Source organism: Capsulimonas corticalis (assembly GCF_003574315.2).
Taxonomy (GTDB): Bacteria; Armatimonadota; Armatimonadia; order Armatimonadales; family Capsulimonadaceae; genus Capsulimonas; species Capsulimonas corticalis.
In genome coordinates this window covers 4,854,309-4,876,556 of the sequence record NZ_AP025739.1, presented here as the reverse complement: position 1 = coordinate 4,876,556, position 22,248 = coordinate 4,854,309, and the positions used below count along the sequence as shown (strand labels likewise).

General features: G+C 61.2%; 13 protein-coding genes. 3 read left to right on the top strand and 10 right to left on the bottom strand.

Translation table 11 applies throughout. The features are described from left to right. Positions 1-13 precede the first annotated feature (13 nt). The 5 genes from D5261_RS20820 to D5261_RS20800 form a co-directional block, all read right to left on the bottom strand. Positions 14-967: a spherulation-specific family 4 protein gene (locus D5261_RS20820; RefSeq protein ID WP_119324974.1), complete on the bottom strand. Its 954-nt coding sequence runs from the start codon at positions 965-967 to the stop codon at positions 14-16. A 98-nt stretch (positions 968-1,065) separates the two neighbouring features. Continuing rightward, positions 1,066-2,010: a spherulation-specific family 4 protein gene (locus D5261_RS20815; protein WP_165864655.1), complete on the bottom strand. Its 945-nt coding sequence runs from the start codon at positions 2,008-2,010 to the stop codon at positions 1,066-1,068. 231 nt (positions 2,011-2,241) lie between these two features. Continuing rightward, positions 2,242-4,050: a glycoside hydrolase family 35 protein gene (locus tag D5261_RS20810; protein ID WP_119324976.1), complete on the bottom strand. Its 1,809-nt coding sequence runs from the start codon at positions 4,048-4,050 to the stop codon at positions 2,242-2,244. Between the two features lie 33 nt (positions 4,051-4,083). Further along, on the bottom strand, positions 4,084-7,146 hold the full coding sequence (locus tag D5261_RS20805; RefSeq protein ID WP_165864656.1) for a beta-galactosidase: 3,063 nt from the start codon (positions 7,144-7,146) through the stop codon (positions 4,084-4,086). A 104-nt stretch (positions 7,147-7,250) separates the two neighbouring features. Then, a complete protein-coding gene (locus D5261_RS20800) occupies positions 7,251-8,093 on the bottom strand; it encodes a DUF1559 family PulG-like putative transporter (protein WP_119324978.1) in 843 nt (280 codons plus the stop codon). 347 nt (positions 8,094-8,440) lie between these two features. Here D5261_RS20800 and D5261_RS20795 point away from each other — a divergent pair, with 347 nt between their 5' ends. Then, the gene (locus tag D5261_RS20795) at positions 8,441-9,274 is read left to right on the top strand and encodes a helix-turn-helix transcriptional regulator (RefSeq protein WP_165864657.1); all 834 of its coding nucleotides are present in this window, start codon (positions 8,441-8,443) and stop codon (positions 9,272-9,274) included. A gap of 68 nt (positions 9,275-9,342) precedes the next feature. Here D5261_RS20795 and D5261_RS20790 read toward each other — a convergent pair whose 3' ends face one another. Then, positions 9,343-10,869 (bottom strand): RICIN domain-containing protein, encoded by a 1,527-nt coding sequence (locus D5261_RS20790; RefSeq protein ID WP_165864658.1) that lies wholly within the window; start codon positions 10,867-10,869, stop codon positions 9,343-9,345. A 257-nt stretch (positions 10,870-11,126) separates the two neighbouring features. On the opposite strand from D5261_RS20790, the gene D5261_RS20785 reads away from it, so the two are divergent. Together D5261_RS20785 and D5261_RS20780 are read left to right on the top strand one after the other, a co-directional pair. Next, complete coding sequence (locus tag D5261_RS20785; protein WP_119324981.1) at positions 11,127-11,471, top strand: sigma-70 family RNA polymerase sigma factor; 345 nt, start codon at positions 11,127-11,129, stop codon at positions 11,469-11,471. A gap of 122 nt (positions 11,472-11,593) precedes the next feature. Beyond that, positions 11,594-12,580 carry an aldo/keto reductase family protein gene (locus tag D5261_RS20780; protein WP_119324982.1) on the top strand — a complete coding sequence of 329 codons (987 nt, stop codon included), beginning with the start codon at positions 11,594-11,596 and terminating at the stop codon, positions 12,578-12,580. Here D5261_RS20780 and D5261_RS20775 read toward each other — a convergent pair. The 4 genes from D5261_RS20775 to D5261_RS20760 all read right to left on the bottom strand — a co-directional run bounded on the left by D5261_RS20775 (position 12,555) and on the right by D5261_RS20760 (position 22,091). Further along, positions 12,555-15,599, bottom strand: coding sequence for a glycosyl hydrolase 2 galactose-binding domain-containing protein (locus tag D5261_RS20775; RefSeq protein ID WP_165864659.1), 3,045 nt, complete (start codon positions 15,597-15,599; stop codon positions 12,555-12,557). The genes D5261_RS20780 and D5261_RS20775 overlap by 26 nt on opposite strands. 279 nt (positions 15,600-15,878) lie before the next feature. Then, positions 15,879-16,919, bottom strand: a complete 1,041-nt coding sequence (locus tag D5261_RS20770; protein WP_119324984.1) for a glycoside hydrolase family 130 protein — start codon at positions 16,917-16,919, stop codon at positions 15,879-15,881. Positions 16,920-16,953: 34 nt separating this feature from the next. Continuing rightward, positions 16,954-18,933 carry a glycoside hydrolase family 183 protein gene (locus D5261_RS20765; RefSeq protein WP_119324985.1) on the bottom strand — a complete coding sequence of 660 codons (1,980 nt, stop codon included), beginning with the start codon at positions 18,931-18,933 and terminating at the stop codon, positions 16,954-16,956. 41 nt (positions 18,934-18,974) lie between these two features. Continuing rightward, positions 18,975-22,091, bottom strand: coding sequence for an alpha-mannosidase (locus D5261_RS20760; RefSeq protein ID WP_125206390.1), 3,117 nt, complete (start codon positions 22,089-22,091; stop codon positions 18,975-18,977). Positions 22,092-22,248 lie beyond the last annotated feature (157 nt).

Below are 22,248 nucleotides of genomic sequence, written 5' to 3'. Positions count from 1 at the left end.
CGATCGGACGCGTTTACTGCGATTTGGCGATCTCCTGGCTCCAAATCGATTGGCTGGGATCCGTACCGTAGGTATTATAGCCCGCCTGCCAATCGCAGCTGACATTGGTGGTGTAGAGGTAGCCGACGTTTTTGGCGGCCGCGCCGTTGAAGATCGAGTTCACGGTCGATGTGCTGGAGACATTCGTGACCAGGTTGATGAAGCGTGACGCCGGATAGCTCGTCACCCACGTCCCGGAAGGCGACCAGCTGGTGTAGCCTGAGAACGTCGTCCCGCTCGAATTGGTGAATGTATTGTAAGGACCTTCAAAGATCACGTTCAGGTCGCAGGCGCCCATCCAATTGGAGACATCGCCGATGCTGCCGGGATTATTGATGACCGTGGGCGATGTGCTGAAGTTAGCGTTATTCCAGGTCGGCATCGTCGTATGGACGTAATTATAAAGGCTCGTATACCACGCTCCATGCGTGGTTCCGCTGCCGTCGCCCGACGCGGCGCTCCATCCCCAGGCGACATCGTCGACAAAGAACCCATCGACTTTGAAGCCGTCGATCAAGTACTGCGCCATGTCATTCTCCACTTGCCAGACCGGGCGGTTCGTGTACGCCGAATCGACATAGCAGATGACCTTGATCCCCTGGTTATGCAGGGTCTGGGAGAGGCTGACCCAGGAGGCGAGACTGGGGCTCCAGCTGCTCGTGGGGATGTAGTTCGGATCGCCCGAAACCAGATTGCCGTTATTGGGCGCATTGATAATGACGTATGGGACTTTGGTCGAGCCGGCGTTCCCGATCCATGTAAAGATCGGATCGCCCGGCGCTTCGTAAGTGAACCCCATGGTCTTCGCGGCTTGCGCGGAGCCGGCGCTCAGAATGGAGGCGAGGGCGGCGGCGAGGCCCAAGGTGACTTTCACGCTCATTTTGATGGATACCGATGGATTTTTGAACGAGACGGACGGATATTGCATTGACTTCTCCCCAGATAAAGCCGGCCCCGCGCCGTGAGTAACGCCACGGGGCCGTGAACAACCGTCTCAATATGGATCTAGCTCGCGGCGCGCACAGACTAGCTGTGGTTCGCGATACTCGAAACTTCCGTGTCGAAGTACGACGGGATGGAGCCCCACGCATTGTTCGACAGCACGCCGCTGGTCGTGTAGAAGTAGTTGTAGCCGTTGCTGATCGCCGCGTTAATGGCGCCGGCCAGGTCGGTCGTGTTGGAGTGGATCAGCACGAGCTGTTTCTTCGGCGTCGTGGTGTTCTGGCGAGCCAGGGCGGCCCAGGAGCTTGCGGACGCATTGGCGTAGCTGTCCTCGTAGCTGCAAGTCACATCGACGAGATCGGTGTAGTTCTTTTGGTTCGAATAGAACTTGCCGCCCGCGTTGCCGATAATGCGCAGCTTCGGGTAGGTGGACCGGATCCAGCCGGTGAGCTGGGTGTAGTAGCCGCCGGGAGGGTCGATCTGCGGATAGTTCGTCTTATACGTGCCGTTCGCGTTCAAGTAGGTCGTATCGTAGGGCGCGAGCGCCGTGCCGTTCGGGAAAGCCGGACTGGTTCCGCCGGTCGCATAATCGATCTCATAGCGCGGATAATACTCATCGATCCAGATTCCGTCGATGTTGGCGTATCCCGCGACCCAGGAGGTGATATCCGCTTCCACGGACGAGAGCGATCGGAACGTCGTGCTCGTGGGCGTGGTCAAAGTGTGGACGTAGCCGAAGATTTTGCCGCCGTTCGCGCGGATCGGATTGAACCGAGTCGCCGCCGTGGTCCAGTCGGCCGAGGTGGTGTAAGGACCGTTCGCGCCGTTGACCGTGACCCAGTAGTCCTTGTAGAGCGCATTCGTGCCGTTCTTTAGAACCGTGGCGTCGTTGGCGATAATGTTCCAATCCGTCGTGTCCGTGAGCGGCAGGTAGGCGGGAATGATCATGCCGTCCGCGTGCGCTTTGGGCGCTCCCACGCTCAAACACGCAAGCGCCGAACAGACCAATGCAATCTTCTTCGTTTTCATATTTTGCGTCCTCATTTTCGAAAATTATCTCCCACGGAATTCGTTGTGTCCCTGCACTGGCCAATGCAGGAACGAGATTCGTGAACTAAAAACGCAAACGTTTACGTAACCGAGACCAGTATAACACTGGCCTTTATCTTTGTCAATAAGGAATTTTTTCGAAGTTTGGCGGCAAAATTCAAGAAGATGCGCCTTCTTCGGAGGAAATGAGAAGAAGGCGATAACAAACGTTTACGCAATGAATTCGAGAGCAGCCGATCTCTCGGGAGCATGTGGCGCCACGAACACGATTCGCGGGAATTCGGCTGTATCGACCAGCGCGATTTCGGCAGCGCCGGCGCAGCCGTGCAGTTCAAAGAGCACGATCTCGTTGACGCCGGACCGCAGAAGCGGCCCGGGCAGATAAAGATTGCGGCGCGGATCCATGTCCCAATACCGGCCCAGGTTGAATCCGTTCACAAAACAGACGCCCTTGGTCCAGCCGTCCAGCGCCACAAAGGTATCCGCCGGCGTATCGATCTCGAATGTCGCGCGGTGGAACGCCGGCTGGTCCGTGGCGGAAACGGGTCCAAATTGCAGGCTCTCCAGATTATCCATCGGCAGACAGAAGATCTCCCAATGGTGTAGGAACTGTCCGTAGAGGCGGACGCCTTCGGTGATCCCCTTTCGATCCATCAAGTGAGGTCCGTAATTGATGCGACCCATATTTTCGACCAGGATTTCGAGCGTCGCGCCGCCGATCGGGATATCCAGCTTGATTGCGTCCTGCGTTTTGTCGTTGCGATCGATGGTCCCTTGAATCGCGCCGTCCAGAAAGACAATCGCGCGGTCGTGAACGTTCTGGATCGTCAGCGGCTCCGCCGTGCGCGGGCCGGTGACGCGCGTTCGGTAGAGAATAAATCCCGCGTTCTGGCCCAGCGCCTCCATGGTTTCAGGCGTCGTCCGCTGGATCGGCTTCGCGAGATTGGGTAGCTGTTCGAACAACAACGCTTGCTCTTTGACCTTCAAGACGCCAAAGCGCTTTTTGACGGACTTAGCGGGAATCGCCGTCTCGGGTAAGTCGCGGTATCTGGCGATCGTGTCTCGGAAGGCGTAATATTTCGGCGTCGGATCCCCCGCTTCGTCGAGCGGCGCATCGTAGTCGTAGCTGGTGACGGTCGGCTGATAGGCGCCGTCGAAGTTCGCTCCGCTGCTGAACCCGAAGTTGGAGCCGCCATGGAACATATAGGCGTTCACAGAAGCGCCGGCGGCGAGAATTTCCTCCAGATTCTGGGCGGCGTCGGCGGCGTCCCGCGTGTGATGCGGCTCGCCCCAGTGGTCGAACCAGCCATTCCAGAACTCCATGCACATCCGCGGTCCCGCCGGCTGATACTCGCGCAGCTTGCGAAACGCCTCGACGCTCCCCGAGCCAAAGTTGACCGTCTTGAAGACGCCCGGAAGCGCTCCGCCTTGCAGCATGCCGTCCGAGGGACCATCCGATGTAAACAAGGGGACATCGATCCCGCGCGACTGCATCGCGCGCTCCAGAAAGCGAAGATACTCGTGGTCGGCGCCATAGCTGCCGTACTCGTTCTCAACCTGCATGGCGATGATCGGGCCGCCCTGCGTGCATTGCAGCGGCGCGAGCATCGGCAGCAGGCGATCGTAGTAGCGATCGACGGCGGCGAGATATGGCGCATGCATGCAACGGACCTTCATGCCGGGATCGGCCAGCAGCCATGCGGGAAGGCCGCCAAAGTCCCATTCGGCGCAGATATAGGGGCTTGGGCGCACGATAACAAGCAGATCCAGACGGGCGGCGATCTGGATGAAACGAACGAGGTCCAAAATCCCGTCGAACCGAAATTCCCCTGGGCGGGGCTCGTGAGCGTTCCAGGCGACGTACGTTTCGACCGCATTCATGCCGCAGGCTTTCAGCTTGAGAAGCCGGTCTTCCCAGTATTCCGGGACAATGCGAAAGTAATGCATCGCGCCGGAGATGATCTGGATCGGCTGTCCATCGTAGCGAAAGCCAGCGGGAGTGATTTCGAATTTTTTCATAGTGCTGTGACGATTGAACGCGGCGCGGCGACGTTAATGGGCTCGGGGGTATCCCCAAATTTCGACCTCGTTGAATTGACCGCCCCCGCCCTGCAACGAGACATTCAGGCGAACATAGCGGGCGGAAATACCGTCCAAGCCGGTGAGGTCCAGCCACTTCCCCGACCCTGGAGCCCCCAGCGGCGCGGCGGCGCCGACGGATTGAAAGTGGGCTCCGTCGCGGCTGACGGAAACCTCCATCCTTGTCGGATAGCCGCCGAAGCTGCTGCTGAGCAGCCGCACTTCATGCAGCGGGTAAATATCCTTCAGATCGAACTCAAGCGGGACGGTTTGGAAGTCCGGCGCCGCAAAGGTTGCGGACTCTTCATTGGTCAGCCATCGCGCGTATCCGCCCTGCAGCGCCGTGTTCGGCGCCGCGCTTCCGGCGCCGGGATCGGCGAATCGACCCGCCATCTTTTGCGTGTCGAAGAGATAACGGTAAGTGGCGTGCGTCGTCATTTTTCGCGGGAAATCGGCGGGATAGATGGCGTTTTCCGAGAGCAGCCACGGGCATTTATTGTTATCGATATCCACGCCCACGGGCGTCGTCGTGACGGCGCGGTCGGCCACGCCATCGGACCAGTGGAAATTCAGCGGATACATACGCTCGGCATATGGCAGGACGCCGGCTGCCGGAGGAGTTACGCTCACCGTCGTTCGGTAAACGCCATACGCGGCGAGTCTGGGCGTGCGAACCACGCTGGGCTTGACTGTCCAGCCGCGCAGCGCGCGCGCCGTCAACTGCCCCGCCGGGGCCGGCTGCGATGACGGGTTGTCCACTTCCACCGTGATCTTCTTCGCCACGCCTGGCGTCAGCACCGGAAGATGGCCGTCCACGCCGCGCTTGGCCGTCGCGATCTCCGGAATGGAAATGAGCGGCGCGTGATCGTTCAGCAGGAGCAGCATTCCCGATGTCGCGAACGCCGGCAGAGTGAACTGATACGCGCCGCCCGGCTGGAGCCGCACGCTCACGGGCTGCAATGCTTCGCTTTCGGCGGGCGACCAGAGCGCCTGCGTCCAATTCCCACGGGGAAGCTGCATACGGATCGTCGCGGCGCCATGCCCTTTCTCGGTCAAATTCGCAATGACGACGGCGGCGTTGCCGCGCTCCACAAACGGCTGCTCCACACGCAGGGACGCCGTGTCCCCCGCCCCGCCGATCACGGCGTAGGCAGGCTTTACCCGCAATCGCCCAAGCGCGCCGGCCAGCCAATCCGCGAAGGCCGCGTCCGTGGCGCCGTGAAGCGCGCCGAGCCGCGTGGCGATATAGAGGGTTTTGCCCGCGCCGTACGCCGATTCCGTCACGATGGGAGCGCCGCCGTCGGTTCTGGCAAGCACGCGGGCGCCGTCCAAGGTCACGCCTGCGAGATCCTGCCCCTGAAGAGTGGTCGTCCCGGCGGAAAAAGAAACGTTTGCGTCTGCTCCGGTTTGGAGCGCCGTGACGCGCGCGCCGGTCACGGAGGCAAGCCCCTGAACGATTCGATGATGTTCGTCGTAGTATCCCGCGAGCATATCCGCCGCCAGAACGCCGCCCCGCTTCACATAGGCGCCGATCTGCGCGCACTCCCCGCCGGTCAGATGGTTGCTTCCGACAAGCACGAGCGCATCGTATTGCTTGAGAAAGGCGGCGCGGAGCTTCGTGTAGGGCAGAACGTCCACCCAGTATCCGGCCTGGCGCAGCGCCGCGTAAACGCCTTCGCGGCTATTGCGCGGCCCCGCCCACTCGTTTCCCGGCGTTTCCGGATCGAGCAGCATATCCTGGCGGTTGAGGAGAAGCGCCACGCGATGCGCTCCGGCGGCCGGCTTGCTTCGCGTCCAAAACTCTTCCGTACGGCGCACATCGTAGGCGAAGCGCGCGGCGTAGGGCGCTTTGCCGCGCAGCAGCGTATTGGGCGAGGTCAGGCCATAGACATCGGAATCGTCGGTCGCTCCGGCTGAGCCAAAACAGAAAAGGTCATAGGCTTTGACGCCGTTGCCCAGGGTGCGCCAGAGGCTGTTCGCGAACTCATAGCCCGGGCCGCCGTGGTTGTTCGTCTCGGTGAGAAACAGCTTGCCCGCCCCGCTGGGATCCAGGGGGCGAATGCACTGCGACGCAAAGTTGACCTGATAGAGGTACGAATCGTTCGCATCGTAGATATCAACGCCGAACCAGCCGCCGTAGGGGCGCGTGAGAGCGCAGAGCATCGCCGGATCGAGCGTGCGGTCCTTGCCGGGCTTCGGCAGGTCGAACGACTGCTGTGTTGTCTTCTGAGCGACGCCGCGTTGCTGGGGATCGTTCGCGCAGACCACTTTGTAACGGTCCGCCATGAACCGCGTGAAGTAACCATCCTGGTAGGCATGCCAGTCGAGCCAGGCCGCCGGGCGGCTGATCGGCGAATCATGCCGGGGCGCCGTCACGTCCGCCCAGTTCGAATAACTCGTCCCCCACACTTGATTGAGCGCGGGAACCGTGTGATAGGTCATCTTCAGCCAGTCGGTAAAGCCGGCCATGGCGAAGGCCGTTTCGTCAAGCTGGCCCTCCCACTCGTTGTCGAACGACCACATCATCGTGGGCGTGGGGGATGCGCTATAAACTTTGGCGAGCGCGGCGTCCCCCGCGAGCATGAAACGCCGAACGTTCGGATCGAAGTACGATCGGGATTTCGTGATTTTGTCGAAGCCGGGAATATCCCGATCGATCGGCATGAGATGCCACGCCCACGAGGCCGCGAAGATCCCCAGATGATTGGGATCGGGCGGAGGCGGGGTCGGCCTGTCGTGGCGGATCACAAACCAATCCTGCGCCAGCATCCCACCCTTGGGATCGACCATCGGGCTCACGGCTTGTTCGGTGAAGTCGAAGCCATAGGACGCCAGCTCATCGCGATCGCGCGGGAACAGAACGCCGAGCGGGAAGTAATTTGCTCGGTTCAGAACGCCCTGATGAATATTGAGGCTGTACGAGGATGTATCGTAGAGCGGATCGATGCTTTGCGCATTCGCGCCGCGCGGCGCCAGTGTGGATACGCTGAGCAGGAAGACGGCGGCGCCTCGGAAATTACGACGCGGGAATAACATCTCGTTGGGGATACCTTTGAAAAGCGTCATCAAAAAAACGCGCGGCGGCGAGTATCGAGGAAGATGGCCGGCGGGGCCGCCGCCGGTCATCTTCGCGAGAGGCGTTAGATCGTGCTGAATGTCATCGCCAGCTTGCGGCCGCTGTCGTCGGACATGCTGTCCGTGCCGCAGGCGGGGACGCTGCCCCAGGCGGGATGCCCAGGCTCCGAGGGCGAGGAATTGGCCGCGTTTTCCCCGTTGCTCACCGCCGTACCGCGCAGCCATTTGACATGACCGTCGCAGGCCAGCCAGTTGGCGCCTTCCGTATGATACGGCGTGATGCTGTTGCTTGCCGGGGAGAACGGAGCGCTCATATTCCCCGTCGCATAGGCGGCGGCGCCGTACGGGCCGTTGTAAGGCCAGCCGAAGCCGACCGGGCTATGGTAATCCGGCAGCGTTGGGACGCCGTTCGTACCCGTTTCATACGATCCCGTGACCTCGAAAAGACAGACCGTGCTGGCGGGAGCGTTCAGGCTGGCGAGCGTCACGACGCCCGGATTGTAGAAGCTGTAAGCGCCGGGATCTTGATCCGACTTTTCGTCCAGATGGACATTCATTGCGTAAGAAATCGCGATGGAGCCCAACGGCGGCGTGGTCGGGTCGTCCGGACAGGTCAGAACGCCCTTGGCCTTGAGGTAGGGATAGATCTGGCCGGCCCAGCCTTCGCCGCTGTTGCCTCCCGGGCCGCCCGCCTGATATTGACCGCACGGGTAGGTCTCGTCATTATCCTGCACATATTGCAGGAACGCAAGTCCCAGCTGCTTCTGATTGCTCGCGCAGCTCGTCTGCCGAGCCTTCTCCCGGGCTTTGGCGAACACGGGAAATAGTATTGCCGCGAGAATCGCTATAATGGCTATCACGACGAGCAGCTCGATTAAAGTAAATCCTGACGTCTTTCTTACGTTCACTCTGGGCTCCTATCCTTGGGTATTCCACAACCAACACGGAATGATCGATCATATAACGCCGTCGTTAGAAATGAGCATCTCTCGAACCTTGCTTGTCGGCAAGTTGAACCCATTATACTGTGGCCTTCCGGAGAAGAGAATGCGAGATTCGGCCAAAAACATGGAGAATCTGGACACTACGAAGCGGAATAATCCTCGGGGCAAAAGTCTGCTGTCCACTATCTACATGTTTTTGCCAGCTTCGTCCATTCCCGACGGCGCGCATAAGCTTTATCATGGAAGGAAGCGATCAAGCAAGGGTACAATGCCTGAAAAGTCAGTCTGCGATCGAGCGCGAGGGAGTGCGGATGCCGGGTGATATCACCTTACTTTACCGGGGCAGCGAGCAGTGTCCGCTGGGGCAGATCTTGGACGCCGCGCTCGTCCATCACAGCACCGGAGTCACGACGCACCGTGTGCTGGGATTCTACGCCATTGTCCTGATTACGCGGGGACAAGGTACGTACGCCGACGTCAACCACAAACCGATTTCCGTCTCGACTGGAGACCTATTCGTCCTCTTTCCCGACGTCGCGCACCGATACGGACCGTCGCGCAGCAGCCGATGGGACGAGATCTACATTTCGTTTCGCGGCGCGATCTTCGACCTCTGGCGTCAGGCGGGACTGCTCACGCCGGAGCGCCCCGTGTTCCGCCTGGGGGCGACCACGCCGTGGATCGCGCGCTTCACGGATGTGGTGGACGTTCCCGAAGCCGATCCCATTGTGCGGCAGATCATGATGGTCGGACGTCTTCAGGCCGTCCTCTCGGACATCGTGACATCGCAGCGGGTGAGTGTGGAATCCAACGCGCAGCTCTGGCTGACGGAAGCCTGCCACCTGCTGGAGAGTGAGCTGGCCGAAGACATGGACTGTCATTGGATCGCGGAAAAGGTAGGGCTGTCGTACGATCGCTTCCGGAAGAAGTTCGCGAAGGAGGTCGGCGTGACGCCGTTTCAGTACCGATCCAACCAGCGTCTGGAGGCGGCCCGGAAGATGCTGCTGGAGACGGAAATGAGTTTGAAGGAGATCGCGGCGTCGGTCGGTTTCTTCGATGAATTCGCCTTTTCCAACCGCTTCAAGCAAGCCGTGGGAATGTCCCCGCGCGCGTTTCGCCAGGAAACGCGTTCGCCGTCGGCATAACGGAAATGACAGAATCTCGCAGCATCCCTGCTTGCAGGGATGCGGCGATTTGTGGTTATCTCTTGTGATTACATCTGGACGAAGGTGAATTCCTGGTCGTGCGCGCCGAAGTACTCATCATAGATCATGGGCGCGGCCGCGCCAAGGCCGATAACGCGGGTTTTTCGGTTGTACAGCTTGGTGAATCCGTTTTCCGTCGGCTCCAGAGCCCACTGCTGGTTCGAGGCGGAGCTGTTCAGCGTGGATTGAATGATATTCGACCCGCGCGCCAGCACCGGCGCGGCGACATCGAGCGCGAGCCCGCTTTTTCGATTGAAGATCAAGTAATACCCGTTCCCTTGATAGGAAAACGACCACTGCTGCTCGTACCCCGTTCCCGGCGCGGCCTGAACCACCTGCGCGCCGCTTGCCGAGGATCCGCCGCTGACGGAGAGCGCCAGGCCGGAGGAGTTATCGACGATGCGATAGTAGTGAGAGTTATTGAGCGGCGGCGCGTAGGTCGTATTGGCGAGCGTCACCCACATATACTTCGTGGCGACGCTGTTGTAATCGTTCTGCGCGGAATATAAACGGAAGCAATTGGAGGTCGTCATGCTGCTCAGAGTGCTGGCGCAGTCGGCCGTCCAGTTGTACCAGGAGATGGCGTTTGCTCCGCTGGTTTGCGCGAAGATCTGCGCGCCTCCCCACCAATCCTGCGTCCACACCTGCGCGCTTAAGTCGGGGCAGGTATAAAAACAGCCGGGCGCGAGGTTATCGATCGCGAGATATTGGCCCAGATAGGGATTCCAGGTGACCGCGAAGGTGTCCCCCACCGTGACGGCGCTTTCGGCGCCGCCCAGGCCCGGCTGGCTCCAGGATCCCCCGCTCCATTTCGTCCACGTTCCCGCCGCCATCTTTCCGGAGATCGGCGCGCGGGCGACCATGATATTCTCATTGCCGGACTGCGCGGCGGTCGATTTCACCAGCCATTTCGTCATGTAATACAGATAGAAGTAGCCGTGCGCGCTGTCGATATAGAGATGCAGATCGCCGTCGCCAAAGTAAAACGTGTCGTTCGGATAGGTCGTCGCGCTGATCACGGCGGCGGGATTGGGCGTAATGATATCTCCGCCGAGCGTCCACGTCTGCCCATGGTTCGTAGAGCTGGTGAGCACGATACGGCGGAAATGGTCCTTCCAACCCGTGTTGTAACCCCATTTGTCGTAGTCGAACTCGACATGCGCGACCGCCCACCAGGTCTGCGTGTCCGGATCGATCCACATGCTGCTGATCCAGTACTCATCGTCGCCATTGGGCCGCGCGAACGCGCTGGTATCGAACGAATACTGCTCGACCAGGTTATCCATCGACGTTCCCTTGCACGTATGCCAGTGCGGATGGCCGCTGCAGTCGCTGTAGACATACCAGAAGTTCCCCTGTGAATCCAACCCCGTGGCGGGCGGCGCATCGGTGTTGTTGAACTGCGACGCCGATTGGTCCGCGGACAGCGACCAGCTGAACATCTGCGCGTGGCCGACATGTGGAAGCAGCCCGAGCAGCGCCGCCGCCCCCACTGCTACGAAAAGCCGAAGACAATCCCTCAACAATTTTGCCATTGACCGCGATCCTTTCTTGTGAACGCACAGAATTGCAATTAAACCAAATATAACACAACGTTGTGTACGAGACCTGACGAACTCCATTATAAAGCGCGCCTTGCTCCGATGGGAATGGAGATTCCGGACGAAACATGGAATTTCAGACCGATTGCGGCAATTGGCGGACCTCGGAACGCTTTTTCATCCCGTGCGTAACGTTTGGCGTATGCCGCCTGTCGATAATATAGACATCGATCGTCATACGGAGGCTCTCCATGAAAACAAAACTCTTGACCAAGCGCGCCGTAAAACGCCGCGCAAAATTCGCGACGGCGGGGCGAACGCGGCGCGCGAGCGCGGAAGATTTCGCGGCGTTCGAAGCGCAGACATTTCTCCATGTCCGCGCATTGTGCCGAGACGCTCTGTGTTTGACGGGCAATCGTGACGACGCAGCGGACCTTGTGGTCGCCGCGTATGCGCGCGCATTTCGGGAGCACGACCAGTTCCGCTTCCGAAGCGCGTCCCATGCGAAGCGGACGCCGGGCGTGTTAGATTGGCTGTACCAATGCCTGCACGCCGCCTTCTGCGACCGGATTCTGGCGCAGCGCGAGAATCACTAAAAAGCCATTGCATCGCGGATTGCTTCTTCTGCGACCCAATTTTCGCGAGCGGCAGGATTTCTAAGCGTTTATCACCAATCTGTATTTAGGAACGCTTGTACGGCGTCGTACGAAGGAAAACTATGCAATATCGAAATTTGGGAAAATCGGGTTTGAAGGTCTCTGAGGTCGCGCTCGGCTCCTGGCTCACCTATGGCAACGCCACGGAAGCGGAGACGGCGGAAGCGTGTATCGACCACGCCTATCAGTTAGGGATCAACTTCTTCGACACGGCGAATGCTTACGCCGGCGGCGCGGCGGAGCGGGTTGTCGGCAAGGCGCTCGCCAAGTATCCGCGCTCATCGTATGTGCTCGCGACCAAAGTCTATTTCGGGATGGGCGATGGCCCCAACGATCGCGGCCTCTCGCGCAAGCACATTTTCGAGCAGTGCGCGGCGTCGCTGGAGCGGCTTGGGGTGGATTACATCGATCTATACCAGTGCCACCGCTTCGATTCCGAGACGCCGGTCGAAGAAACTCTGATGGCGCTGGACGATCTGACGCGGCAGGGCAAGATTTTGTATTACGGCGTCTCGGAGTGGACCGGGGATCAGATCGCGAACGCCGCCGAGATTACGCGCGAACTCCGCCTGCATCCGATCGCCTCCAACCAGCCGCAGTACAGCATGCTGGCGCGCGGTATCGAACGTGAGGTGATCCCCGTCAGTGAACGCGAAGGAATCGGTCAGGTGGTCTTTTCCCCGCTGGCGCAGGGGCTGCTGACGGGAAAGTACAAACCCGGCCAGCCGCCGCCCGTAGGCAGCCGCGCCGCCGATCCGCACCAGAACCAGTTCTTGAAGAACGGCGAGCTGGACAGTTATGTTCACGACCGCATTCGTGTGGACGACGCCCTGCTGGCGAAGATCCAGCGCCTGCTGCCAATCGCGGAGGAGGCCGGCCTGAAGCCGTCGCAGCTCGCGCTCGCCTGGTGCCTGCGTCAGAAGAATGTCGCCAGCGTGATCAACGGCGCTTCCCGCCCTTCGCAGATCGACGACAATATCGGCGCGGCCGGGGTCACGCTTTCCGACGATGTGCTCGCCAAGATCAGCGCCGTTCTGTCTTCGGAATGATCTGAATCCCGCAGATCTTAGGCTGATCCGCGTCGCCTTTCACAAACCGGATCACGATATTTCCATTGGCGTCCGGGTGAACGTCCGCAATCCGCTGGACGTTCGCCCGGTTTCGGCCGCCGGCGGCGGCGAAGATATCGAAGTCCTTCAGCTTTCGCTCCCCGTTCACATCCACATGGAACACCCGCTGTCCCTTCGCCTGAAAGTACGTTTCGGCGAAGTGCAGCGCGAGATCATACGTCTCCCCCATCTTCGCCGGGACCGTGTAGATACACTCTCCATTGCGTTCCGTGCGATAAAGGATCGCCGGCGCGGCGCCGGGAACGCCCGCGACATCAATCGCGTCGTCCGTGCAGGCGTAAGCGCCCCCGGCGACACAGCAGTCGGACGCATAGCCGGGAAGCCAGCCGACGCCGCAGTCGATATTCCGAACCTCGGCTGGCCTTGCCAACCCCGCGTCGGGATTTGGCCCGACCGAAACTCCGGCGCCGCTCCAGGGCGCAGCCGTCACATTCCATCCGTCCACCGTCACCAGCGGCGTATCTCCGGCCAGATCGGCCGTCGCCGTCTGAACCGTCAGCGCCTGGCTTTCGCCCGGCAGCAATGAGACGTAGTTGTCGCTGTAATACGCTGGCAGCACCCGCGCGCCCGTCGTCCGGCGGCGCAGTTGGAGATGCGCCATCAGCGCGACCGACTTCGCGCGATTCGTCAGAGTGACGGCCAGCGTCGTCATCCCTGCCCTGTCAGTGCGGACCGCATGGGTGGCGAGAGACGCGCTTGGCAGAGACTGCAAGGCGCTGCAATCGCCATCGTCGCGGTTCGCGCGCCAGTAGAAGCTGCTCGACATCAGCTTGCCCCGTGCATCCTTCAGCGTCAGCTTGACAAAGCTCACGGCGCCGCTTGACGCCAGCCACACGATCGGGAAGACGCTGGCGACGGAAGCCCCAGGGACAGACGCCGACGTCGATCGTTCAAAGATACGCGCGCCGTCCATCGCATAGACATCGGCCTGGACCTTTAGTCCCGCCAGGGACTCCGGCCGGTTATTGATTACCTGCAGCGCGCCGTCCGGCGTCATCTGGACATGAGTCATTTCGCAGGCGCGTCGGACACCGAAATAAGCGGCAGTCGGCTCCAGATCGTAACCGTAGATCTGCCAGACAAGGCTTGGCTGCGCGGGATTGCTCATCCAGAGCATGACGCCCGTGCAGGGATCGAACATCCGAGAATTGCGCCCTTCGATCATCGCCCGGTAGGTCTCATAATCGGCCAGATGGGCCTTGCGGACGAAATCGGCGGTATCGGCGATCGGTCCATAGCGCGCGGTGAGCGCCGGCGCATAGTTGTACTGGCAGAGATCGTGCTGCGTCCAGTCATCATTGAACGTGGCCCAATCCTGCCTCGGCATCATCGCATGCAGCGCCTCCAGGGTCGGAATGGACGGCGCTCCAATCTCGGTGTGAAAACTGTCCTTGAACGGCCCGAAGTAATGCGCGACCGTTTCGATGCCGTAATCGCCGTCGCCGACACCGTACTGGCTGGAGGAGCACGGCTGAAACCACCGTCCCGGATCCAGCTCCGCCGCCAGTTCGATCATCTGCTTTTCAAAGGGCGTCCCGACCGGAAACTCGTTGCGCTGACACCAGAGCGCAATGCTGGGATGGTTACGGAAGCGCAGGAGCGTATCGCGCTCGTTGGCGAGAAACATCGCGGCGTCGATGGGATAGTTCACCGTGTCGTCGAGCCAGAAGTCGTTCCACACCAGTATGCCGTATTTGTCGCACAGCGCATAGAAGTCTTCTTGAGTCGTCTGTCCGCACCAGTTCCGGATCATGGTGAAGCCGGCCTCTTTGTTCAGCCGGATCTGCGCCTCGAGACGCGCGGCCGGGCTGCGCTTGAGCGCTTCGTCCATGCCCCAGTCGCCGCCGCGCATCATGATCGGAACGCCGTTCACGCTGAGCTTGAGCGTCCCTTTCCCATCGCCGACGCCGCCATAATCGATCGTCCGAACGCCGAATGTCACTGGCCGCGCGTCGCTCTCCGTTTTGCCAATCGTAAATGTCAGCGGAATCGTATAAAGGTTTTGTGAGCCATAACCATTCGGCCACCAGAGTTTGGGATGCGCGAGATGCAGCGCGGGCGTGGTCGCCGCCGCGAGCGTCACGGTGCGGGAAGAGTTGGCGGCAATCGTAACATTCTGGGAAAACGCCCGTCCGGCGACATTCCCCTTCAGTACGCCCGTCTGCGCGCGGTCGGTCACGTTTTGCAGATCCACACGCAACGTCAGATCCGCCGAAGCGCCGCCCGCCGTGACGCGGGAGTTCGTGACGTATGGGTCCTTAACGACGACGGGGCCGGTGGCGGACAGAGATACGTTTCGCCAAAGGCCGATATCGCGGTCATGGATCGTCGGGATCCAGTCCCAGCCTTCCGCGCAGAAAAACGTCGGCGAATCGCCCTCCATATTGCCGCCGTTCGGCCCGTAGCCGTTCGCCAGCGTCTGCGGCACAGGATTGGAAGGATGGCTGATCCCGCCGCTCGCATGCGGCGGCGGCGCGATCTTGACTGCGACCGCGCTGCGCTTCCCAATCGTCACAAACGGCGTCACATCGAACACGCCGCGCGTGAACGCTCCCTCAATCCGCCCGACGTTCTGTCCGTTGACCCAGACCTCGGCTTTATGGTTGATCCCCTCAAAGCTGAGCCAGACCCGCCGCCCGGCATAGGACGCCGGCGCGGTAAACGTCGTGCGATACCAGTAAGACGCCGTCGACAGGCTGTCCGGGATGCGCTGATTGTTCTCTCCATACAGCGGCTCCGGATAAACGCCGTTGTTGACAAGGGTGGTCAGCACCGTCCCGGGCACGGTGGCGGCGTACCAGGCGCTCGGCTTGTAGGCGACGGAGGAGAGAGCGGCGCCGCTGGACAGCGCTTTCGCGGCGTCTTGAAGACGCCAGTTCTGGGTGAGGGAAATTCTCGGAGGAACGGTTTGGGCGTGAATAGTGCTACTCGCGAACAAAGCAAAAATTGCACAAACGAAATAGATCCGCCTCACTGCAAACAATGCCGGCCGGCGGTTAAACGCCCAAAGGGCGCCCGGCCTCCAAGAGCGCAGAAACCCATCTGCGTGGGTTACATTTTCGGGGGCGATTCCGCCTAAAATAACGTTCATAAATTGTGAATCCGCATTCGATTATGTCGTCCGCGCAGGCGGACTTCTGCGCTCTTGGAGGCCGGGCGCCCTTTGGGCGTTTAACCGCCGGCCGGCTTTGCCTCTGGTTATGTGAAACTCTAGGGCCTACCCCAGCGTCGCCAGGATCTCCCGGATCGACAGGCGCGCGCCGCAGACGATCTCGTCGCTGGCGCCGTAGTATGCGGTGATCGTGTCGCCGTCCACGACGTGGCCGTTGGTGAACACGACGTTGCCGAGGAAGCCGCGCTGTTCGTAGGGAGCAATGGGCTCCATGATGGGCTCCGCCGAGCGGGCGAGGACCTTTCTGGGGTCGTCGAGATCGAGCAGAAGCGCGCCGAGGCAGTATCGCTGGTCGTGGTTGGCGCCGTGATAGATCTCCAGCCATCCGGCGTCGGTTCGGATCGGAGCGGCGCCGCAGCCGATGCGCTGCTCGTCCCAGGCGCCGGGCCGCGCGGCGGCCAGGCAGGCGTGGCCGCCCCAGTGGCGGCCGTCGGGAGAGCCGCCGATCCAGATATTGTGGACGCCGCCCGAGGGCCGATGGAGCGCGACATATTCGCCGCCGATCTTCTCCGGGAAGAAGGCGCAGTCTTTGTTGTATGGCGGAAGGATCATGCCCTGGCGCTCGTAGGTGCGCCAATCCGCTGTCGTGATCAACCCGACGCCGAACCCACGCTCGGAGACCTGCGTGTATGTGATGTGGAAGACGCCGTCGATCTCCGTCACGCGGGCGTCTTCGACGCCGAAGGTTTCCAGTTCGCCCTGGCCGATCAAGGTCGGCTTGGGATCGACGGTGAAGTTTTCGCCATCATCGCTCCAGGCGAGGCGCAGATGCGAGAGCGTCGTCAGATAGTTCTGACCCTCGTATGTGAAGCCGCGCGGATCGCCGTAGCTGAGCTTGGGATCGTCCTTGCGAAACGACAGAATAGACATGCCGCTGGGGTCGTCGCTATCGATGACCGGCGTGGTGATGTACTCCTCCGTTTGGTGCGGGCGTTCGGCGACGCGCAGCAGCAGTCCTGTCTTGCCTTGATAACGAAAGGCTCCGGGGTTCAGGACGCACAGCACGCCGACGCCGTCCCGGCTGGGCGGGACATCTTGCGGGCAGATCAATGGATTGGATTCGAAGCGGGACGCGAGGTCGGCCATGATGGAGTATTGTCCTTCGTGAAAAATGGATCGTTTACGGTTTTTCGAGCACGGGTTTGACGGCGTAATCCAGCGCCAGTATGGAGGACGGATTGCGCCAGACCCGGCAGATCGGTTCGGACGACCGGCGAGCGCCGGGCGCCTGCGCGTCGGTGGAGTACCAGCGCCGCGCCGTCGCATCGTCTCGAAATTCATAAAGCGGCGCCACGCCCGGCGAGCTCTTTTCCGACTCCGCCGGCGCGGCGGGCAGTACATAGACGAGCGGTTTCGCGCCGTCGCCCGGGCTTTGCGTCTGAAGCCCCTGAGCGGTCACATAAAGCGGGATCAAGCCGCTGGGCTTTCGGCTGGGCGGCGCGGCGTAGAATGGGATGCGCTCGACGGACGACCAGAGCTTGCCCGCGTCGATCTGCTCGCGAGCGCCGTAGCCGTCGACGCCGTCTTGGCGGAACTGATAGACCGGGACCGGCAGCGACAGCCGCGTGTCGTCCAGGCTCAGGCGGTACATCAATTGGTTGTAGTTGTAGCGCGGCGTGAAGTCCTTGACATCCGAAAACGTGTCGGTATAGGTGCCTTCAAAGTAGACGAGCCGCCCGCCGTCTTGATCGAAAAACGGATGCTGGGTTGGGTTGTAAAACGTGTAATGATCGTGCGTCGCGATCTTGCGGGCGTACGTCCAGGGGCCGACCGGCGTGTCGGCTTCGGCGAACCACAGCTCGCCCAGGCTCGATGGGCTGCCGTCCATCTGCGTCGTGATGAGGATCCAGCGCTTGCGATACGCGTTCCAGAACACCGACCCGCCGTGCGAAATGACCGTGGCGTCCGTGCTGATATCGCGGAGCTGAACCAGCGCCTCTTCGCGCTTCATCAGTCCCTGCTTCACCAGCTCATCAACATCGTCGAGCCCCACTGGCTGCGTATTGCGCTTCCACCCCCAGATCAGGCGCCCGAAGGCGTCCCGGTCCATCGGCGTGTCCCGCCCCGAAACGCGCGCGCCGGGCGCGAGACACGTGAAGGCTTCATAGGTCGCAGGGTCGGTGACGTGCGCCTCGTCGGCAATCGTCCGGGTCAGCGGAAACGCGCCGCGCCGGGGCGGCTGGAAGTAGATATAGTTGTTCGCTGCGTCGGACGCCAGGAACGGATGGCCTTCGGGACGGAGCGCGTTACTGATATCGAACGTGTGGATCGGCTCAAAGACCGCTTTCTCGTCATTGAACTTCGCCAGTCCCGAGTGGACCATCTTCATACTGTGATCGACTTCGGCGAAGTGTGTGTAGAGATGCTGTGCCCCATGCTCGGTCAGCGTGAAGAGCCCCGCCACCCAGACCGGCCCGCCGTTGTGCGGCGGCGGCGCCATCGGCCGGCTGAAGCCCGAGGGGTCCACCCAGTAGGTCAGATCGACGCCCCGGCTCGGATCGAGCCCGCCGGCGCCCGGCGCCAGCGATGTCGCGCCGGACGTATCGAACTGGCCCAGCGGATAAGACGGTTTGTTGGTGTCGCCAAAGAACCAGTAGATTTTGCCTTTGTAGGGCGTGACTTCCACGGTGTCCTGCCCCGTCACCTGGCCGTTCAGGAGCGGCCGCTTTGTCGGGACCGGAGCGCCGACCAGAAGACTGTCCCGGTAGATCCCCGCCCCCGTGAGGCGATAAAGGCGCTCGGCGATGTTATCCCGCGCGATCTTGATCACCGCCTTGCCGCCCGCCGTCACTTTGAGCGCGACGCCCGCGTAGCCCATGCCGTCCTTCGGATAGGAATATCCAGCGCTCTTCACCGAAAAATAAACGGACTGTTCCATCATCTCCGGATCATCGATGGCGGCGATCCCATTGCTGTCGGTATAGTAGCGCACTTCGCTTGTGGCGCGAAGCTCCACCAAAGGCACGCCGCGGCCGGTCGCGGCGTCCACCACCTGGATCGCGAAGTAGCGGCTTGCCGACGGGGACGCCGGCGCGGCGAGCGCGGGCGCCACGGCGGCGGTGAACAGAACGGCGCAGGCCGGAAAAAATCTCTTCATCATCGATTGGTTCTCATTTACAATTTCGGGATGGGGCGACGGCGCTAGCGGCGCACTTTGAGCGTTTTGATTTCGTAGGGCGTGTATTCCAGGGCGATGCGCGCTCCATCCAGTGGAGCGTCGCCGCCGGTCTCGTCGGTCTCGCGCTCCATCAGATTCACCTCGGTGACGGAGCGCACGGGCGCGCCGAATGTCAGATGGACACGCCCGCGCTGACCGTGCGCTTCGTAGAGCCGGACGATCAATGCGTCCTCGTCCTCGGCCTTCTTGACGGTCTCCACGATCACATTCGGGCAATCGACCGAGACAAAAGACAGATGCGATGACGCCGCCGCATTCGAGGGCTGGCTTGCCCCCTCGGGAATTTGGAGTGACTGGACGGGAACGTTGAACTCATAGGCCCGGCGCACAGTTTGCGCCTGTCGCCAGTCGCCCCGATGCGGGTAAAGCGCATACGCGAATCGATGCCGCCCCAGATCGGCGTCGGGGTCCGGGCTGACGCCGCCCTTGAGTAAGGTCAGGCGCATGACGTTTCCCTTGATATCCCAGCCATACTTGCAGTCCGACAGCAGTGAAACCCCGTAGTCGCCCTCGCTGAGGTCCGCCCATTTGTGGCCGCAGACTTCAAACCGCGCCCAGTCCCAGCTGGTGTTCCAATGCGTCGGCCGCTCGACATTCCCGAACTGGATATCGTAGGTGGCGCGCGGGCTATGGACGTTGACGGGAAAGGCGGCCTTGAGCAGTGTCTGCCGCTCGCGCCAGTCGATCTCGGTATCGAAATCGATGCGCGCCAAGTCCCGCCACAGGGAGATGCGCTGGCGCACCGTGCTCCCCGCGCCGAAGGTTCGGGTTACTTCCACCGAGGCGCGCAGCGGCCCTTGCTCCGTCGCCTCCACGGACCGCGCTTCCCGGATCGGCGTCATCTTGTCCATGTAGAAGATATCGATGTCCCAGGCGTCGAACGCAAGCGGCTTGTCCTCAAAGGTCAGCAGCGAATTTCCCTTGCAGTACGATGTCCCATCGATCACCTCACGCGCTGCGCGCTTGTCGTAGAGCGAGACGATCTCGCCGTTGTCGTCGAGCTCCAGCCGGAAGAATTGGTTTTCCAGATGATGCGCGGATGCGGACAGCGCCTCGTCTTCACGCCCTTCGGCGATGTCAGCCGGCGCCGGCGAGGCTGTATACCCGAGGGACGGCAGGCCGCGCAATGGGACGAGCGTTTTCGGCTTGCCGTCCAAATCGGTCACGCTCTGCCCCAGCAGGGGGAGAGACGCCGGAAACTCGGCCACATCGCTGCGTTCCCAGGACAGAGGATTGTAAAGAACGACGTCTCCGGGACGCGCGGACAGCAGATCGCCGATCGCGGACAGCGATCGACGCACAACGCCTTCGCCGACGCCAAGGATCTCCTCATAATCCCGCGCGCTGTCTTCGTAAACCGCACGGATCGACGATCCGGGAATGATGTCGTGGAACTGGTTGAGCAGCGTCAGCTTCCACACTCGCTCCAGTTCCTCCTGCGGATACGCCGCCCCGGCTTCCCAGAGCGCGAGAGACGCCGTTTGCTCCGCCGCTTGCAGCAGGAACTCAGCCTGCCGGTTGGATCGCTTGATGCGCCCCTGCGACGTATAAGTCCCACGATGGTACTCCAGATACAGCTCGCCGACCCAGCGCGGCAGCATCCGATTGCCCTGCGTTTGCCGGTCCAGATCCTCAAAGAACTCCTGGTTCGTGGAGAGCTTGATCTTAGGAGCGCCGGGGAAATCGGCGGCGCGCTCCGCCGTCTCCAGCATCGCGCGCGTCGGGCCGCCGCCGCCGTCGCCCCAGCCGTAGATATAAAGCGCCGAATCGCTGAGATGCTTCTGCTGATACTCATTCCATGTTTTATTCCACTCTTCCGGAACCATGGTGGAGTTGTAGCCGCCCAGCGGCGAGAAGTGCGTCAGCAGCGTCGTCCCATCGATCCCTTCCCACTCAAAGGTCTGATACGGCGGTTTGTTGACCTGATTCCAGTAGATCTTGATGGTCATGAAGTACTTCATGCCGGACTTCTTGACGATCTGCGGGAACGCGGCGCAGTAACCGAACACGTCGGGCAGCCAGACGACATCGGTTTTGCGGCCGAACTCTTTTTCGAAGAACCTCGAGCCGTAGAGAAACTGCCGGACCAGCGATTCGCCGGAAACGACATTGCAGTCGCTTTCGACCCACATCGCCCCGACCGGCTCCCACTGTCCGCGCTCGATGGCTTGCTTCACGCGGCCATAGACATCCGGGTTATCTTCTTTGAGATACGCATACTGCTGCGGCTGCGAGGCGGAAAACCGATACTGCGGGTACTCGTCCATCAGCGCCAGCGCCGTGGTGAACGTCCGCTCGATCTTTTTGCGCGAATGCGCGATGCGCCAGAGCCACGCCGTATCGATGTGCGCGTGGCCGGTCGCCCACAGCGTGGGCGCGAAGTCCTTGTCGGCGTGAAACTTCGTATAGAGGTTCTCCTGAATGCATTCGCGAGCCACCGGCAGCGAGGCGTAATAGCGATCACTCTTCACCCCCTGGGAAAAATCGACCAGATCGATCGCCCTCTCCAGCGCGCCGACAATCGTGACATACTGGCGGCTATTGGCGTCCATCGTCTTCGCGGCTTGAAACGCGACACTCAAATCATAAAAAAGCGCCTCCGCCGACCGGTCCACGCACTGAAGTTCGGCGGTCTTCAAAGTGACCTGGACCGCGCCGCCGGTGATCGAGGCGTCCCCCGCCCCCGTCCAGCTCCCCCGCGTCTGCGCGTCTATGCTTCCCGTGTACGCCTCCAGCCGAAGATTGTACACACGGCCGCCCTCCGCCGGATCCGCCAGCAGCAGATCGTGGTGCTGCGAATCGATCGCCTGCGCCGGTTTGCCGTCAATGACGACCAGCGTTTCCGCGCCGCCAAACTCCAGCCCCAGGCAGACGCGCTCTCCGGACCATTCCCCCGGAATCGAGACGGCGCCTTCGAGCACGATGAGCTCTTCGCACGCCTGATATCGATCGCCCGCGCCCACCATGGCGTCATCCCCAAGCCGCCGAAGCGACGTCAGAGGAACGCGCCTTCGGACACGCGTGGCCGATATTTCCTCAATCCGACATGCAATTTTCTCAACGGTATAACGCCAGCTCAATGCGGGAAACTCCTCGGAAAACGAAAAATGTTATCGATAACATATCTTAACATACTCTGAACTTGGTGTCAAGCCGATTGTATAAAATCTGACCACGCACCGGCGGATGACCGTACTTTTAACCCGGGCGCTCTCAGGACGGTCATTCGCCAGGCAT

Excerpts from the sequence above, each read along its gene's own strand:
- D5261_RS20820 (WP_119324974.1), bottom strand. The coding sequence starts at position 967 with ATGCAATATCCGTCCGTCTCGTTCAAAAATCCATCGGTATCCATCAAA.
- D5261_RS20815 (WP_165864655.1), bottom strand. The coding sequence starts at position 2,010 with ATGAAAACGAAGAAGATTGCATTGGTCTGTTCGGCGCTTGCGTGTTTG.
- D5261_RS20810 (WP_119324976.1), bottom strand. The coding sequence starts at position 4,050 with ATGAAAAAATTCGAAATCACTCCCGCTGGCTTTCGCTACGATGGACAG.
- D5261_RS20805 (WP_165864656.1), bottom strand. The coding sequence starts at position 7,146 with ATGTTATTCCCGCGTCGTAATTTCCGAGGCGCCGCCGTCTTCCTGCTC.
- D5261_RS20795 (WP_165864657.1), top strand. The coding sequence starts at position 8,441 with ATGCCGGGTGATATCACCTTACTTTACCGGGGCAGCGAGCAGTGTCCG.
- D5261_RS20790 (WP_165864658.1), bottom strand. The coding sequence starts at position 10,869 with ATGGCAAAATTGTTGAGGGATTGTCTTCGGCTTTTCGTAGCAGTGGGG.
- D5261_RS20785 (WP_119324981.1), top strand. The coding sequence starts at position 11,127 with ATGAAAACAAAACTCTTGACCAAGCGCGCCGTAAAACGCCGCGCAAAA.
- D5261_RS20780 (WP_119324982.1), top strand. The coding sequence starts at position 11,594 with ATGCAATATCGAAATTTGGGAAAATCGGGTTTGAAGGTCTCTGAGGTC.
- D5261_RS20770 (WP_119324984.1), bottom strand. The coding sequence starts at position 16,919 with ATGGCCGACCTCGCGTCCCGCTTCGAATCCAATCCATTGATCTGCCCG.
- D5261_RS20765 (WP_119324985.1), bottom strand. The coding sequence starts at position 18,933 with ATGATGAAGAGATTTTTTCCGGCCTGCGCCGTTCTGTTCACCGCCGCC.